This is a genomic window from uncultured Brachyspira sp. (assembly GCF_944390845.1).
In the GTDB taxonomy this organism is placed as follows: Bacteria; Spirochaetota; Brachyspiria; order Brachyspirales; family Brachyspiraceae; genus Brachyspira; species Brachyspira pulli.
This window is the reverse complement of the sequence record NZ_CALXRM010000033.1, coordinates 1-15737: the sequence shown is the minus strand read 5'-3', so window position 1 is coordinate 15737 and position 15737 is coordinate 1. Positions and strand designations below refer to the sequence as shown.

The 15737-nt window shown below is 25.1% G+C and carries 12 protein-coding genes; 7 read left to right on the top strand and 5 right to left on the bottom strand.

Features of this window, described 5'->3' with window-relative positions; all coding sequences use genetic code 11:
- Positions 1 to 36: 36 nt before the first annotated feature.
- A complete protein-coding gene (locus tag Q0K52_RS08060; RefSeq protein ID WP_297298308.1) occupies positions 37 to 2829 on the top strand; it encodes a YidC/Oxa1 family membrane protein insertase in 2793 nt (930 codons plus the stop codon).
- Here Q0K52_RS08060 and Q0K52_RS08055 read toward each other — a convergent pair.
- On the bottom strand, positions 2826 to 4238 hold the full coding sequence (locus Q0K52_RS08055; RefSeq protein WP_297298306.1) for a VWA domain-containing protein: 1413 nt from the start codon (positions 4236 to 4238) through the stop codon (positions 2826 to 2828). The two genes, Q0K52_RS08060 and Q0K52_RS08055, sit on opposite strands and share 4 nt — an antisense overlap.
- Complete coding sequence (locus tag Q0K52_RS08050) at positions 4225 to 5811, bottom strand: AAA family ATPase (protein WP_297298304.1); 1587 nt, start codon at positions 5809 to 5811, stop codon at positions 4225 to 4227. The genes Q0K52_RS08055 and Q0K52_RS08050 overlap by 14 nt, the downstream gene beginning before the upstream one ends.
- 131 nt (positions 5812 to 5942) lie before the next feature.
- Between Q0K52_RS08050 and Q0K52_RS08045 the strand changes: the two genes are divergently transcribed.
- Positions 5943 to 6560, top strand: a complete 618-nt coding sequence (locus Q0K52_RS08045; RefSeq protein ID WP_297298302.1) for an HAD family phosphatase — start codon at positions 5943 to 5945, stop codon at positions 6558 to 6560.
- Positions 6561 to 6640: 80 nt separating this feature from the next.
- Here Q0K52_RS08045 and Q0K52_RS08040 read toward each other — a convergent pair whose 3' ends face one another.
- Positions 6641 to 7597, bottom strand: coding sequence for an alpha/beta hydrolase (locus Q0K52_RS08040; protein ID WP_297298301.1), 957 nt, complete (start codon positions 7595 to 7597; stop codon positions 6641 to 6643).
- 133 nt (positions 7598 to 7730) lie between these two features.
- Between Q0K52_RS08040 and Q0K52_RS08035 the strand changes: the two genes are divergently transcribed.
- From Q0K52_RS08035 to Q0K52_RS08015, 5 genes are all read left to right on the top strand, one after another.
- The gene (locus tag Q0K52_RS08035; protein ID WP_297298299.1) at positions 7731 to 8858 is read left to right on the top strand and encodes a glycosyltransferase family 4 protein; all 1128 of its coding nucleotides are present in this window, start codon (positions 7731 to 7733) and stop codon (positions 8856 to 8858) included.
- Between the two features lie 96 nt (positions 8859 to 8954).
- Positions 8955 to 10832, top strand: coding sequence for a long-chain fatty acid--CoA ligase (locus Q0K52_RS08030; protein ID WP_297298298.1), 1878 nt, complete (start codon positions 8955 to 8957; stop codon positions 10830 to 10832).
- Positions 10833 to 10937: 105 nt separating this feature from the next.
- The gene (gene rlmB, locus Q0K52_RS08025) at positions 10938 to 11648 is read left to right on the top strand and encodes a 23S rRNA (guanosine(2251)-2'-O)-methyltransferase RlmB (RefSeq protein WP_297298296.1); all 711 of its coding nucleotides are present in this window, start codon (positions 10938 to 10940) and stop codon (positions 11646 to 11648) included.
- Positions 11649 to 11797: 149 nt separating this feature from the next.
- A complete protein-coding gene (locus tag Q0K52_RS08020; protein WP_297298294.1) occupies positions 11798 to 12166 on the top strand; it encodes a hypothetical protein in 369 nt (122 codons plus the stop codon).
- Between the two features lie 31 nt (positions 12167 to 12197).
- On the top strand, positions 12198 to 13064 hold the full coding sequence (locus Q0K52_RS08015) for a hypothetical protein (protein ID WP_297298292.1): 867 nt from the start codon (positions 12198 to 12200) through the stop codon (positions 13062 to 13064).
- 474 nt (positions 13065 to 13538) lie between these two features.
- On the opposite strand, the gene Q0K52_RS08010 is transcribed toward Q0K52_RS08015, so the two are convergent.
- Together Q0K52_RS08010 and mscL are read right to left on the bottom strand one after the other, a co-directional pair.
- Positions 13539 to 14747 (bottom strand): dicarboxylate/amino acid:cation symporter, encoded by a 1209-nt coding sequence (locus tag Q0K52_RS08010; protein WP_297298290.1) that lies wholly within the window; start codon positions 14745 to 14747, stop codon positions 13539 to 13541.
- A 312-nt stretch (positions 14748 to 15059) separates the two neighbouring features.
- Positions 15060 to 15539, bottom strand: coding sequence for a large conductance mechanosensitive channel protein MscL (mscL, locus tag Q0K52_RS08005; protein ID WP_297298289.1), 480 nt, complete (start codon positions 15537 to 15539; stop codon positions 15060 to 15062).
- Positions 15540 to 15737: the final 198 nt, after the last annotated feature.

The following is a 15737-nucleotide window of genomic DNA, read 5'->3' as shown; positions in this document are numbered from 1 at the left end:
TATATTAATATAAAAATTATTTTATGAGGTATTACAATGTTTGGTGATATTATATATAGTTTAACTATATACCCAATAGAATTTTTATTAGAAACAATATTCTATTATTTTAAAGTATTAACACAAAGCAGCTATACTGTAAGTGTTATTTTGGTAAGTTTAATTATTAATATATTATCACTTCCTTTATATAATATAGCAGAAAAATGGCAGCAGAAAGAAAGAGATATGCAAAGCAAAATGAAGCCTATGATAGATAATATTAAAGCAGTATATAAAGGGGATCAGGCTTATCTATTAATAAGGACATGTCAAAGAATTAATGGATATAAAACAATTTATGCTTTCAGAGGTGTATTAGGATTATTAATACAAATACCTTTTTTCTTAGCCGGATATAATTTTTTTACTAGTTTGAGCGGAGCAAATACCGAAAGTTTTTGGCTTATAAAAAGTTTAGGCGATCCGGATAAAATAATTCATATTGGAAATTATTATATAAATTTACTTCCATTTGTAATGACAGCTTTTTCATTAGCCTCTACATTCGTATATTCTAAAAAATTAACTTTTAAACAATCTATACCAATATTTTTAATGAGTTTATTCTTTTTAGTATTTCTATATAATTCTCCTGCTATACTCTTACTATATTGGACTATTAACTGTGCATTTTCATTTTTCAAAAATATAGTTTTAATAAATATTGAAAAAATAAAAAGTATAATAAATAAGGTATCGAATAATAAAATATTTATTCTAGTATCAAAAATAATATATTGTTTATACACTGTTTTAATATTTATAATGACTATATTATACTTTTTAAGAAATACAGTAATAAATAAATCAGTTCAATATACATTTTTAAGAGCATTTATTATACATGTTAAAACTTATAAAGATTTATTATTAATATGGTTTATTCTTTCTCTTATAGTGTTAGCAATAATTCTAAACAAAAAGAAAATATTAGATTTTCTAAAAATAGAAAGCAAACTAAGATTAAAAATATTCATATCATCACTGATAACTATAACAATTTTATCTGGTTTATTTATACTAACATCTCTTATAGCATCTTCTGGTCAGGAATTTGAAAATCCATTTAGTATTATATTTACTGTGTTTTTCAAATATGTAGGTATATTTTTTGTATATCCAATATTCCTATACTTTTTGTTTTCAGAAAAATTTAAAAATAATATAACTTTTATTTTTATATTGATATCTCTAATATCATTAGCTAATACATTTATAATGGTAATAGATTATGGATATATATCAAGTAATTTTAAATTTGAATTAGAATACTTGTTAATACCAAATGCTAAACAAATCATATTAAATATTATATTAATTTTAGTAATATTATCACTTACAGTAATTATAATAAAAAAGAACTTAATAAATTTTCTGTTCAATATATTAATAATCATAACAATAAGTTTACTTGCTATATCTATATTTGATTTCACAAAAATAAATAAAGAACAGAAAAAATTATTGCAAATATCATCAATTAATAATTCAAATAATGATTATAATATATTCAATTTCTCTAAAACAGGAACAAATATATTTATTATAATATTGGACAGAGGAAATCCAGAATTTGGCAATATAGTTCTTGAAAGATTTCCAGAAATAAAAAAAGAATTTGATGGTTTTATATGGTATCCAAATACAACATCATTAGGAGCAGGTACTATAGGAAGTATACAAGCTTTATATGGAGGATACGAATACGCTCCATTTGAATTAAATGAAAAATATGTATTAAAAGATAAGCATAATGAATCATTGCTTATGATGCCGCAATTATTTGTTAATAATAGATATGAGTCTATGACCTTTGATCCTGCTTTTGCCAATTTTTCTTGGATTCCTGATTTAACAATATTTAAAGGCTATACAAATATAAAAGCCTACAATCAAAATGACAGTATGATTGCAGAAGAATTAAAAAATTTGCTTAATGATTCTAATACAAATAGTACTACTTTTCATAAAAAAAATATTGAAGAAAATAATCAAAACAGAGCTGTAAGATTTGCATTATTTAGAATGATACCTGTTTTCTTGAGAGCACAATTATATTCTAAAAATGACTGGCTCATACCTAATTCAGGCAGAAATTTAACTATAGTTGGTAAGTCCATACAAGAATTTGCATTACTTCAAGCATTAACAAATTTAACTAAAATAAATGAAACAGGAAACTATTTCAATATTGTACATAGTGATAGTACACATGAACCTTTTAATTATAATTCTAATTTTATACCTTCTATAAATATAGAAGAAGTTCCGAATGAAGATTTAGAATATTTTGGAGGCGACTTTTCTGCAAGAACTTATTATTCTACAGTAGCTTCTTTTAAAGAATTAGCAAATTTCTTCAATTTTTTAAAAGAAAATAAAGTATATGATAATACTAAAATAATAATAGTTTCAGATCATTCAGCATATTTTTCTCCATCAGTGTTTGATAAAAATGAAATGGGAATGTTTAAAATATTTAATTCAATGTTATATTTTAAAGACATAAATTCCAAAGGAAATATAGTATCAAATAATACATTTATGACGATAGCTGATGTTCCATATTTAGCTTCAAAACATTTAGAAAATCCAATTAATCCATTTACAAGTAAATTAATAACAAATGATATGAAAACTAATGGTATTATGGCAATAGAAATAGCTGGAGGAAAAGGAGATCCAAATGCTAATTATAAAATGAAATATAATTTCAATAGATATTTTATCGTGAAGGATAATATATTTGAAAAAACTAATTGGACTATTGTAAATGTAAATAACTAATAAATTTTTTTAATTCCATTATCTATATCAAATATCCAGTGTTTGTTAAATACTTTTTTATATGAATAACCAAATGGAAATTTTCCTATAGATACTGCAAAAAATTTATTGCCATTATTTTTTTGCTTATTGCATATCTGTACTAAATTATCTGCCATATCTTCCATTATAAAGTCGGATAATACTAAAACATCAGCATTTTTGAAACTTGAAGTATTCATTATTCTATTAGCTTCATAAAGTGCCTTATATATATCAGATCCTCCATGATAACTAAGTTTTAAAAATTTTATTAAATCTTCAATTCCGTTGTTTTTGGAGAATCGGCAAGTATGTATTTCTGTGCTGAAGTTAATTAAATAAGCATTTCTATTTTCGGATAAAGCCTGCATAACCATTTTTAACATTATAGCCTTGGCAATATATTCGCTAATACCCTTCATAGAACCGCTCGTATCTATACATATAATCATGTCGCCTTTACCGTCCTTATATCCAGCTCTAACCATATTTTGTTCATTTTCATTGAATACATAAGCACTTTTATCAAAACACATAAGCCTGTTTTCTATATATTTTAATTTGAATAACTTTTCACTATCCTCATTGCATAAAAGTGAAAGTTCTTCCGGTACAACATTTTCAATATCCTTAGAAAAGTATATACCTACAATTTCTTCTTTAGAGCTTATTTTTTTATTTGTATGAGAATAAGTATTTTTAAATTCAACATTTTTTATAGCCTTATCAGCATCAATTCTGCGTCCCATAGCATCACATATAATATCTATGTCTTTATACTCATTAATAAAGTTTACCCATCTGTATAATAAAGAAATATCTTCTTCTTCAAGCTCACCTACTCTAAAATCCCATAAGACTCCTGTTTTTATTCTTAAGATATTTGACATATATTTTAATTTTTTGATTAGATGAATCCAGGATTCTATATCAGAAATAAATTTATATCTCTTTTGTTTAACAGTATTAACAAGCCATTCATTATTTTTTTTACTATAAGTTTTTTCCCATAAAGAAATAATATTATTCTTTATTACATCAAGATTCTCAATATTATTTAATTTATCATTCCAAAAATTAATATCAATATTATTTGATAAAATACTAATATTATCTAAATCATTTTTTATATCTTCTTTTGTAATTTTCTTTTTTTTATCTTTTAATTTTTTTATTGATATTTCTAATTCTGTTTTATTTTCTTCATAAGGATTATTATTATTTATAAATTCGTTTAAATCTTTTTTCCATTTTGTTATTTTTACTTCAAGTTCTTCTTCTAATCTGCTGTCTTGTAAATTATTAAAAGAACCATTAAAAACTCCTCTGGCAATGGTTTCTGTTTTCTTTATTTCATTCATATAAGAATCATAATCAAATTGTTTCATGATTTTCTATTTCACTTTTTAATCTTTCTGCATTCAATTTTTCACTTTCAAGATTATTTATATAAGAATCAAACATATCAATAAATATATTAAAATTTTCTTCTGATATAAATATACTTTTTGATGATAATTTATTTGAATCAAAATCATTTTTTAAATTTGTTATTATATTTTCAATGCTTGTTATTAAAGAGTCTATAAGATTTAAATATGTTTTTTTAGTTTCCTCTTTTACTTTTTTTGAAGAAACTTTTTTCATATAATAATCTGGCTCTATATCAATTAATAATTCATAATTTCTTGATAATTTATTTGATACAAAACCGTTAACTGAAGTAGAGGAATTGATTTCTACAGTGCATTTTTCTGTGCCGTTAAAATTGCATCTAAATTTCTTTGTCTGATTTCTTGATATGTCTAATGGATAAAAATATCCTTTTTTCTCTAACTGTTTTATAGGTATATAAATCATTGTTTCGCCTTTATTACCATATCCATCAATATTTATATTTAAAGTTGCTGTAATATAAGGCTTATCATCAATGTTTTCTGTATCATAAGTTTTTTCTAAATTATAAAATTCATTATCAATATTTTTTTGAATATTATTTAAACTTTCTCTCCAAGAATTAATATCTTTATTATTGAAATTGTATGATGTTCTAATGGCATTCTCTACTATCTTTTTTACTACATTAATATGTTCATCTAAACTCCATAAACAATTAGAAATTAAAAGAGTTTCATAAATATCTACTTCTTTTTTATTGTTTAAATATGCTGCTATTTTTAATAAATAAGAAATATGCTGCCATCTTCTATCGGATACATATATTGCTATATCTTTGTTATCTTCATTGAATTTTTCTATTGAAAGTTTTATATGATGAATAATATCAATAACAGCTCTTGAGAGTTTTATATTATTAGCTTCTTCTCTTATTTTTACCCATTCATCATTAGAAATTTTTAATTCATCATCAATACTTATATATGAACTAGAGTCTGTATTTTGCAGTATCTTCTCAAAATTTTCCTTATTCTTCATAGGACTAACAAACAAACGCATAATAAATCTATCGTATAAAGCTTCAAGCCCTTGACCTTCTGGAGGTGTTTCATTACTTGCTGAAATCAATGCCTTTAATGGAACTTTTATTTCTTCAGCACCATTTTTAAAAACTCTTTCATTTATTATAGTTAAAAGTGTATTAAGTATAGCTGGAGTACTTTTCCAAATTTCATCTAAAAATACAAAATCACTGTCAGGTAAATATCCTTCTATTTTTCTTACATATTTATCATTCTTTAATTCTTCTAAACTAATAGGCCCGAATATATCCTCAGGAGTACTAAACCTTTGCATCAAATATCCAAAATATTTTGAATCTTTAAATGCTGATGAAACTCTTTTTGCTATGAAGCTTTTTGCAGTTCCGGGAGGGCCGTATAAAAATACTGGCTTTCCTGCAATAGCACTAAGAAAAGTTAATGCTACAATTTCTTCTCTCTCATAAAGTCCTTGTGATAGTAAGTTTATAATTTTTTCTATTCTTGATTTAGTATTTTTCATAATATCTTTTTTATAATTTTTGATCTGTAGATTATTTTATAAAATTATTATATCATTTTTAATGTAAATTGGAATTCTTTATTTTTATATGATATAATCATTCAAAATTATAAACACAAATGGAAATAAATATGTTAAACTCTGAAAAAATAAAATTACTAATATTCGATATGGACGGAACTTTAATAGATAGTGCATATCTAAATTATTATTCTTATTACAATGCTTTAAAAGAATTTAATATAGAACTGGATAAAGACTATTATTATAATGAATGTTTTGGCTTGCATTATAAAATATTCACAAGCAATATTTTAAAATTAAATAATATTCTTGATAAAAATAAGGCTGAATTTGATGAACTTGTAGAAAAAATACATATTAGAAAAGAGGAAATATATTTGGAAAATCTTAATCTAGTTAATGTTCACCCATTTGTATTGGAAACATTGCTTGATAATAACAACAAAAATAATAGAAAATATACTGCATTAGCCACTACTGCATCGCCTAATGGAGTTTATGGAATATTGAAAGAATTCAAACTTGAAAAATTATTTGATTTAGTTTTGACAGGAAATGATATTGAAAAGAAAAAGCCAGACCCAGAAATATTTTTTAAATGTTTTAATCATTTTAATGTAAAAGAAAATGAAAGCATTATATTTGAAGACAGTGAAGTCGGACTAAAAGCTGCTAATCAAACTAATGCATGGGTTATAAAAATAGAAAAATGGTCAAATATATAAATTAATGCCATAAACAAAAAAGTGCTGATACAAAATAAACCAGCACTTTTTTCTAAAATAATTTTCTACTTTAATATTTTTTACTTTTTATATTTGTTCATGAAATTTTCAACAATATCAAACATATCTTTAGTCCAAAACTGCCAATCACTATGATCAGCATCTTTTATAGCATAAAATTCATATACTCTATTCTCTTCTTTTAATTTGTCAGCTAAAATTTTACTTTGATTAAAAGGAACTAATTTATCGCCTGTACCATGAGCTAAAAGTATAGGAGGCAAATTTTTAGCTTTTGAAATCTCATAATAAGGACTTATCTTTTTTGCTTCTTCTGGAAAATCATAAACGTTCTTTCTTCCAATTAAAATTCCTTCAGGACTTTCTGCATCTCCAGTAGTTGAACCTAAAGGATCATTTCTCATTTCAAGCAAATCTGTAGGAGGATAATAAGATATAATTGCATTCATGTTTGGTATTGTATTATCATTTTCATTTAATAGTATTGCTGTAAATAATGCAGTATGTCCGCCTGATGAATCTCCCCATACAAATAAATTGTTTGTATCAGCATTATATTTATCAGCATTATCAACCATAAATTTAATAGCATCTCTTGTATCCTCTATCTGAGCAGGAAAAACTGCTGTATCGCTTGGTCTGTATTCAACTATAGCAACAACATATCCCCTTCTTGCAAAATCTCCTAAAACTACTAAATTTTTATATACATCTTGTTTTCTCCATGCTGATCCCTGTATATAAACTACTAAAGGATATTTAGCATTAGTATCTACAAATAATAATCTTGGAATCATTATCTGTAGAGTTAAATCTGTATTATCTTTTTTAGCATAAACAACATTTGGAATATACTCTATATTATAACGACTATTCTTTTGTTCAAATGTTATACTTCCATCTTTATTTGTAGATGTTATTATAGTATTATCCATATTACTCCCTGTACTATTATTTGAATTACTGCATGAAACAAATATAATCAAAAAACTTAAAACTATCAATATATTTCTCATTTTTAAACTCCTATATGTATAAAATAACGTGTCTGTATTTACATATTATAATATTTTATAAAAAAAATCAACTAATAAAAATAAATATTTATATAGCTTGTAAGATTATAAAAAATAAATTATCATAGATTAGATGAATAATAAATTAAAAAAATTAGCTATATTGCATCCAACCTTTGGATATAACGGCGGTGCTGAAAATGTTATACTTTCATTTTCTAAATACTGTCATTCTATTGGTATAGATATAACTATTTATACTTACAAATTAAGAGCAAATATTGAAGACTATATTAAACAAGTCAAAACTGATATAACATTGAATCCGTTTATTTTTAACAAAACAGCCAAAATGTTAGCTAATGAGTTAAAAGACTATGATGCTATATTGATACACAATTTCCCAGCAACAATATTTTACGGGCTTGCATTCAAATACGCTGAAAAAAATAATATAAAATTACCTAAAAGTTTTTGGTACTGTCATGAACCAAGTGTAAGACTTTATGGCTATGATGATGAAAGCTATAAAAAACTTCAAAAAACTTGGGATATAGTTGCAAGATATACTATGTATTTGGATAGATTGGGTGTAAGCAAAATAGATTATATAATGTCCAATAGTTTAAGAACTGCAGAAGGAATAAAAAGGGTTTATAATAGAAAATCTGAAACCATATATCCATGCATTACAAATACAAAAGAAATAATTAGTCCAAATACTGGAAAATATTTTGTTTATATAGGAAGAATTGAAAAACCAAAAAATATAGAGAATGCTATATTAGCTTTTAAATCATTGTTAGAAAAGATTGATGATAAAGATTTAAAATTCATAATAGCAGGAAAAGGCAGACATGAAAAATATTTAAAAGATTTAGTACAAAAAATCAATGCTGAAAATAATATCATTTTCAAAGGATTTGTATCTGAAGAAGAAAAAGAAGAATTATTGAACAATAGTTATGCTTTAGTAATGCCTGCTGTAAATGAACCATTTGGACTTACGGTTATAGAAGCATTATACTCATCATGCATTTCAATAATATCAAATAAATCTGGGGTTTATGAAGCCGTGAAGGATTGTTCTATATGCTGTAATATGGAAATAACTAATGAAATTACCGATGCTATGTTATTAGTATATAGAGATATAAATATCAAAAATAAACTTCTAAATGTATCAAAACCAATATTAAATATTTTTACAGTATCAGAATACAGTAAAAACGTTATAAAATACATTGAAAATCACTTGTAATATTTTTAATATGTATTATAGTTATAATTAACTACTTATTGATTGTGAAAATAGTAAAAATTAATTATATTATCATTTAAATATATTGGAGATTTTATGAGAAATTATACCTCTATACCTAGTGCTTTTTTTGAAACAGTACAAAACATGGCACAAAGTCCAGCTTACAGATATAGAAATAACAATAATGAAAAAGTTACAATTACATACAAAAAATTATATGATAAAGTAAATGCTGTTGCTAAAGCTTTTGAAGTAAAAGGACTTGCACAGAGACATGTAGCAATATTTTCTGAAAATAGAATAGAATGGTTTATATCTGATATGGCTCTTTTAGCATTAGGTTCTGCCGATGTACCTAGAGGTATAGATTCTACTTCTGATGAATTAAATTACATAATAGAACATAGTGAAGCTGAAGCCGTACTTGTAGAAAATAAATATGTATTCGATAAAATAAAAAAACATCATAATGATTTGTCTTTAATAATATTTTTAGATAGTTCTATGCATGACCCAGATAAAAATATTTATTCATTTGATAAGTTTGTAGAACTAGGTGAAGAACATTTACAAAATGATGAAAATTTTGCTGTAAATAAAGCTTCTAAATTAACTAATGAAAGCATTGCTACAATAATATACACTTCAGGAACAACAGGTAAGCCTAAAGGTGTTATACTTACACATGGAAATATACTTCATAATGTTAGAGTATTGCCAGATATAATAAAATTGCAGCCTGGGGAAAAACTTTTAACTATTCTTCCGATATGGCATATTTATGAAAGAACAATATCTTATGTAACTGCTATAACAGGATGTTTTACTGCAATTACAAATAAAAGATATTTAAAAAATGATTTTACAGAAGAAAAACCGGATATATTTATTTCAGTACCTGCTATATGGGTTAATATATATAATACTGTAATGAAAAATATTGACAGAAAAAAACCATTAGCACAAAAGTTTGCTAAGTTTTTAATAAACAGATCAATAAGATATATTAGAAGTGTAAGATATCAAAATAATTTAGTTTATTTGCTCGGTAATGAAACTAAAGAATCTAAAAAAGCGGAATACAGCATTGGAATGTTTGATCCTATATACCATAAAATGGCACAAAAAATGGTTTACAGCAAAATAGTAGAATTAACAGGCGGTAAAATGCGTCTTACTATATCAGGCGGCGGTGCTTTACCTATGTATATAGAGGATTTTGTTGAAGCTACTGGAATAAATTTAGTTGTTGGTTGGGGAATAACTGAAACTTCACCAGTTGTAACATTAAGATCACCATATAAAAATTATAGAGGTACATGCGGAGCTCCTATACCAGAAGTAAAAATAGAAGTTAGAGATAAAAATGGAAATATTTGTCCAGATGGAGTTATGGGAGTTTGTTATATAAAAGGGCCTAACATATTTAAAGAATATTATAAAGATCCGCAATTAACTGCTCAATCAAAAATTGACGGCTTTTTCAACTCTGGAGATTTGGGAACATATACTCAGGAAGGAGAAATAGTTTTAACAGGAAGAGCAAAAGAAACTATTGTACTTCTTACAGGTGAAAATGTTGAACCTCAGCCTATAGAAAATAAAGCTATGGAATCTCCTTATATTTCACAGATTATGCTTGTAGGACAGGATAAAGCTTCAACAGGTGCTATAGTTGTAATTAATAAAGAAAATATAAAAGAACATTTTGATAAAGAAAAAATAACTTATGATGAAAAATCTTTAGTTTCTTCAAAAGAAGTTTATAAATTAATAAGAAGTGAATTAGACAATCTTATTAATTATAAAAATGGATTTAGACCTTATGAAGCAATAGCAAAACTTATTATTACTGATGAAGAATTCACTATAGAAAATGGACTTCTTACTCAATCTTTAAAAATAAAAAGAGCTAATGTAATGGAAGCATATAAAAATAAAATTGATGCTTTATATGATAAAGTAAAATAAAATATATTATTTATTTTCAAAATTAAGTTTTATTTCTTGCAATAAAAATAAATTAAAATATATTATGATATTAGTATATATAAAATATTTTAGGAAATAGTAATTATGTTTATAACAAGTAAAAATGCAATAGTAGAAGCTATATCAAAAAATTTAGTAGAAACTTTATATATAAAATTCCCAATATCAAAAAGAGAAAAAGATATTGTAAAAATTGCTGAAAAAAACAAAGTAATAATAAAGAATGTAGATAAAAATGAAATGGAAAAAATCGTAGGCAAAGTATATTCAATAGCTGCGGATATTAAAGAAAATGCTGAAATAGGTTTAGAAAGTTTTTTAGAAAAAGCATTTGAAAGAAGAGAAAATCCATTAATTTTTATATTAGATTCTATAACTGATGTTCATAATTTAGGGGCTATCATTAGAAATGCTTACTTCTTTGATGTTGCTGGAATTATAATACCTAAAGATAATTCTGCTCCTATAAATGAAAAAGTTTATGAAATATCTGCAGGTGCTGCTTATCATTTACCTATATCCATAGAAACCAATCTTAACAGAGTTATTGATTTTATGAAGGATAAAGGTTTTTGGATATATTATGCAAGCGAAAAAGGAGAAACCTCTATTGAAGATTTTAAGTTTAACTCCCCTACTGCCATAATACTTGGAAATGAACATAGCGGAGTAAGAGATATATTAAAAAAGAATTCTGATGGAAGCATAATAATAAATGCTGCAAATGATTTTGATTCATTAAATGTTTCAGCAGCCTCAGCAATTATAAGTTATGCTTATTCAATATATAAATAAATATTATAATTTTATTTTATTAATACAATTTTATAATGTTTTAAATTATAGATAAATTATTTTTTTACTTGCAATAATAGTAAAAAATGTATATATTAGATGTATAGGATATAAAAATTTAAGGCATATTATTATATGGAGATTTAAAAATGCCTATATCACCTTTGGATTTACAACAATTATATATGCAGCAATCGCATATAGGACGTATGGAACATACTAGAATGGCAGCTAAAACCATTGCTATGCAGTCCGAGGATAGAGATATACATAGAGATTCTTATATAAAAGACTCTACTGTTGTGAAATCAGAAAATATCTCTGATGAAACAAAGGTTAAAGAAAAGAAAGATGAAGAACAAAGACCTAAAGATCAAGGTTATATGTCCTATAGAAAGAAAAATAAAAAAAGAACTGCTGCTGACATTGATAATAATGAAAACAAAAATACTATAGAAATAGAAGAAGTTACTGCTTCAGAACAAACTAAAGGTTCTAAAATAGATCTTCTAGGTTGATTATTAATTAAATTATAAAGAAATTCTAAATATGCAAATTTTTATTAGTATAATAATTAATGTAATTATATTGGCTGTTACCCTACCGCTATTCTATATATATATAGTTTCAAAGGCTAGAGAAAGATTAGAAAAAGAAACTGTATCTAAAGCAAGAGAAGAAATTGAAGCTTTAGTAAAAGAATTTAACAATATAGCATTATCAAGAATATCTATATTGGAAGATGCTATTACAAGAGCAAATAAATTAACTAAAGATTTAAATGTACAAGATACTGTTGCAATAAATAATAATATAAAAAAAGATTCTGAAGAAGTAAAAGAAGTTAAGAAAGAAGAAATAAAAAAAGAAGAAGTAATAATAGAAAATAAAGCTGAAACACTACAACCTACAGAACAAATAATAGAAAAAAATGAAAATGTTGTAATTGATGCTAATAATATTCAAAAGAAAAAACTTGATATAAGAGTAGATGATGAAAATGTAAAGACAACAGTAAAACCTACTACTGCTGAAAAAAAAGAATCTAAAACAGCCAATGCATCTGCTTCTAATAAAGAAACTACAAATACTGCTGAAGTAAAAAAAGATGAAAAGAAAGTTACTAAAAAGAATAATATAGACACAGCAATAAAAGCCATAGATGATAAAGCTAAACAAGAAGCTTTAGAGAGATTAAGAAGTAAATTAGATAAAACTATTAAAACTAAAATGTCTATTTATGATAAAGATGAAAAGAAATCATCTAAAACAATAGATGATAGTGATACAGATTCCGACAAAAATGCTAATATAATAAAACTATACAAAGAAGGCTTAACAAAAGAAGAAATTGCTAAAAAATTAAAATGTTCTATCACAGAAATAGATATAGTTATAGATTTAGAAATAGAATAATATATACCTAGACAACTATATTTTGTCAAAAATAAATTTATATTTTTATTTTGATATCTGGGGCTTTGCCCACCGCTCTGCGTACTTCGTAACACCCACAGTTCTTTTACGGCCGAAGGAAGTACTGCGACTGAAAGGAGTACCTTTAGGTAAAGTATTGGTATAAGGCACAAACCGCCTTCGGCGAGAATCTATATCCCCGACAGGCTCGGATACGCTTCGCGAAAGACTGCATTTTGACACAAATCTTGGTTTTACTTCACATTTCAAACAAAACTTAATAATATTTTATACTATTAATAAACAAAAATTACATTTACAAAAAATTAAAAATTGACAAAATATAGTTGTTTAAGTATATACTACACTCTATAAAAATATATTACAAATAAAATTAATTAATATAATAAAAAACCGCCTATAAAATATTTTATAGACGGCTTAATTATATAGAAATTTTATTATATGTCAGTTTTATGCAGATTTTATAACTTTTTTCTTATATATAGTATCTACTATAACACCTAAAGCATTGTCTCCGGAAACATTACATGCAGTACCAAATGAGTCTTGAGTAATGTATAAAGCAACCATTATAGCACATAAAGGACTGTCTGGAGCACCTAATCCTACCATATAGAGGAAAGGCAAAGCTGTCATTATGGAACCGCCCGGAGCACCTGGAGAGGCAACCATAGCTATACCAAGTATAAGAATGAAAGGAAGTACTATAGTATAAGAAATAGGTATTTGATTCATTAAACATACAGCAGTAGCACATGCTGTAATTGTTATCATAGAGCCTGCCATGTGTATATTAGCACAAAGAGGTACTACGAAATTTCTTATTTGTTCAGATATTCCGTCTTTTTCGGCACACTGCAAGTTTACAGGTATAGTGGCAGCTGATGACTGAGTACCTAAAGCGGTGATATATCCGCGTATTTGATTTTTGATAAGAAATATCGGACTTTTCTTTCCTATAGCTCCTGCAACAAAGAATACTATAACTAAATATATGAAATGCATTAATATTACAACTAAGAATACTTTCCACAATATTCCCAATATTACAAATGTTTGTCCGCTTTTAGTCATATTTACAAAAGTACCGCAAATATAAAGAGGCAGGAATGGTATTATTGAAATTCTTAAAGTTCTGTCTATTATATTAGATAGTTCACCGAAAGAGTTATACAAATAATCTCCCATTTTATTTTCACTTGCTCTTAAAGTAGAAATACCTAGTCCTAATATGAATGCAAATAAAACTGCCGATAAAGTATCAAGTATAGGCGGAAATTTCAAAGAGAGAAAAGGCTCTAAAGACTTTCCTGCAGTTTCAGCTATTTTTTGAATATCTTCCGAATTCATAAAGCTAGGGAATAGATTATAAGCTACTGTAAAAGATGCCGTACCTGATATTAGAGTTGAAGCATAAGCCAATGCACATGTTACGGCCAATAAAAAACCTGAACCTTCTCTTAAACCTGCTATACCCATAGTTACATAAGCTAAAATCATCAAAGGTATTACGAAACTTAAATAAGAACTAAAAATTCCAGAAAGAGTAACGATTAATCTAGATATTACTTCTGGTATAAATTGCTGTCCAAAGAATATACCGAGCAGAATTCCGATGATTAGTCTAGGTACTAATCCAAGTTTAAATTTTTTTTCCATTCATTTCTCCTAAATTAATATTATACTATATAATATATACAAAAATCACAATAAGTAAATAGAAGTCCACATTTTTTTTATTTTTAACTACTAATAGAAATATTTAAAATTAAATTAAAAAACTTTTACATTACATAAATTATATTTACAAAACAACAATTAATTTATTATCAAACATTAAATTACAAATACTATATTATAAATATAATTTTAATATAGATATAGTTTACATAATTATAAAAATATCTAATTAGATAAGATATTATAAAAAATATAGTTTGCTATATAAAATATGTATATTGTGAATAAAATTTATGACTTATCATCAGTAGTTGTCAAGTCAGAAGTACAGTTAGGACATTTTAATGCTTTAATATTTATTGTAGAAAAACAGTAAGGGCAAGTCTTTTCTTTAGCTTCTTTATCATCTTTTTCTTTTTTAATAATTTTTTCCTGCATTTTATTAAAAACTTTTATAATTAAAAATAAAGCCACAGAAGTAATAAAAAAACTTATTACAGTATTAACAAAAACACCAAAACTTATAACAATAGCTCCAGCTTCCTTTGCTGCTGCAAGAGATTGATAAGGCCCTGCATTTACAACACCTTTTTTAATCACTAAAAATATATTAGAAAAATCTATACCGCTTAAAATCAAACCAATTGGAGGCATCAATATATCATTTACAAAAGAGTTAGCTATTTTAGTAAAGGCCGAACCTATTACTATACCAACAGCCATATCTAAAATATTTCCTCTCATAATAAATTTTTTAAATTCTTCTAACATAATAAATAACCTATAAATATTTAATTTTATTTAAATATAATAAAACAATTTATATTTTTGTAAACATTATTTAAATATATTTGAATAAATAATAATCAATCTTGAAATCAATATAAAACAATAGTATATACTGAAAATTTTTAAGTTTGTCAATTTTTTTAATATATTGTATAATAATAATATGGATTTTAATTTAAC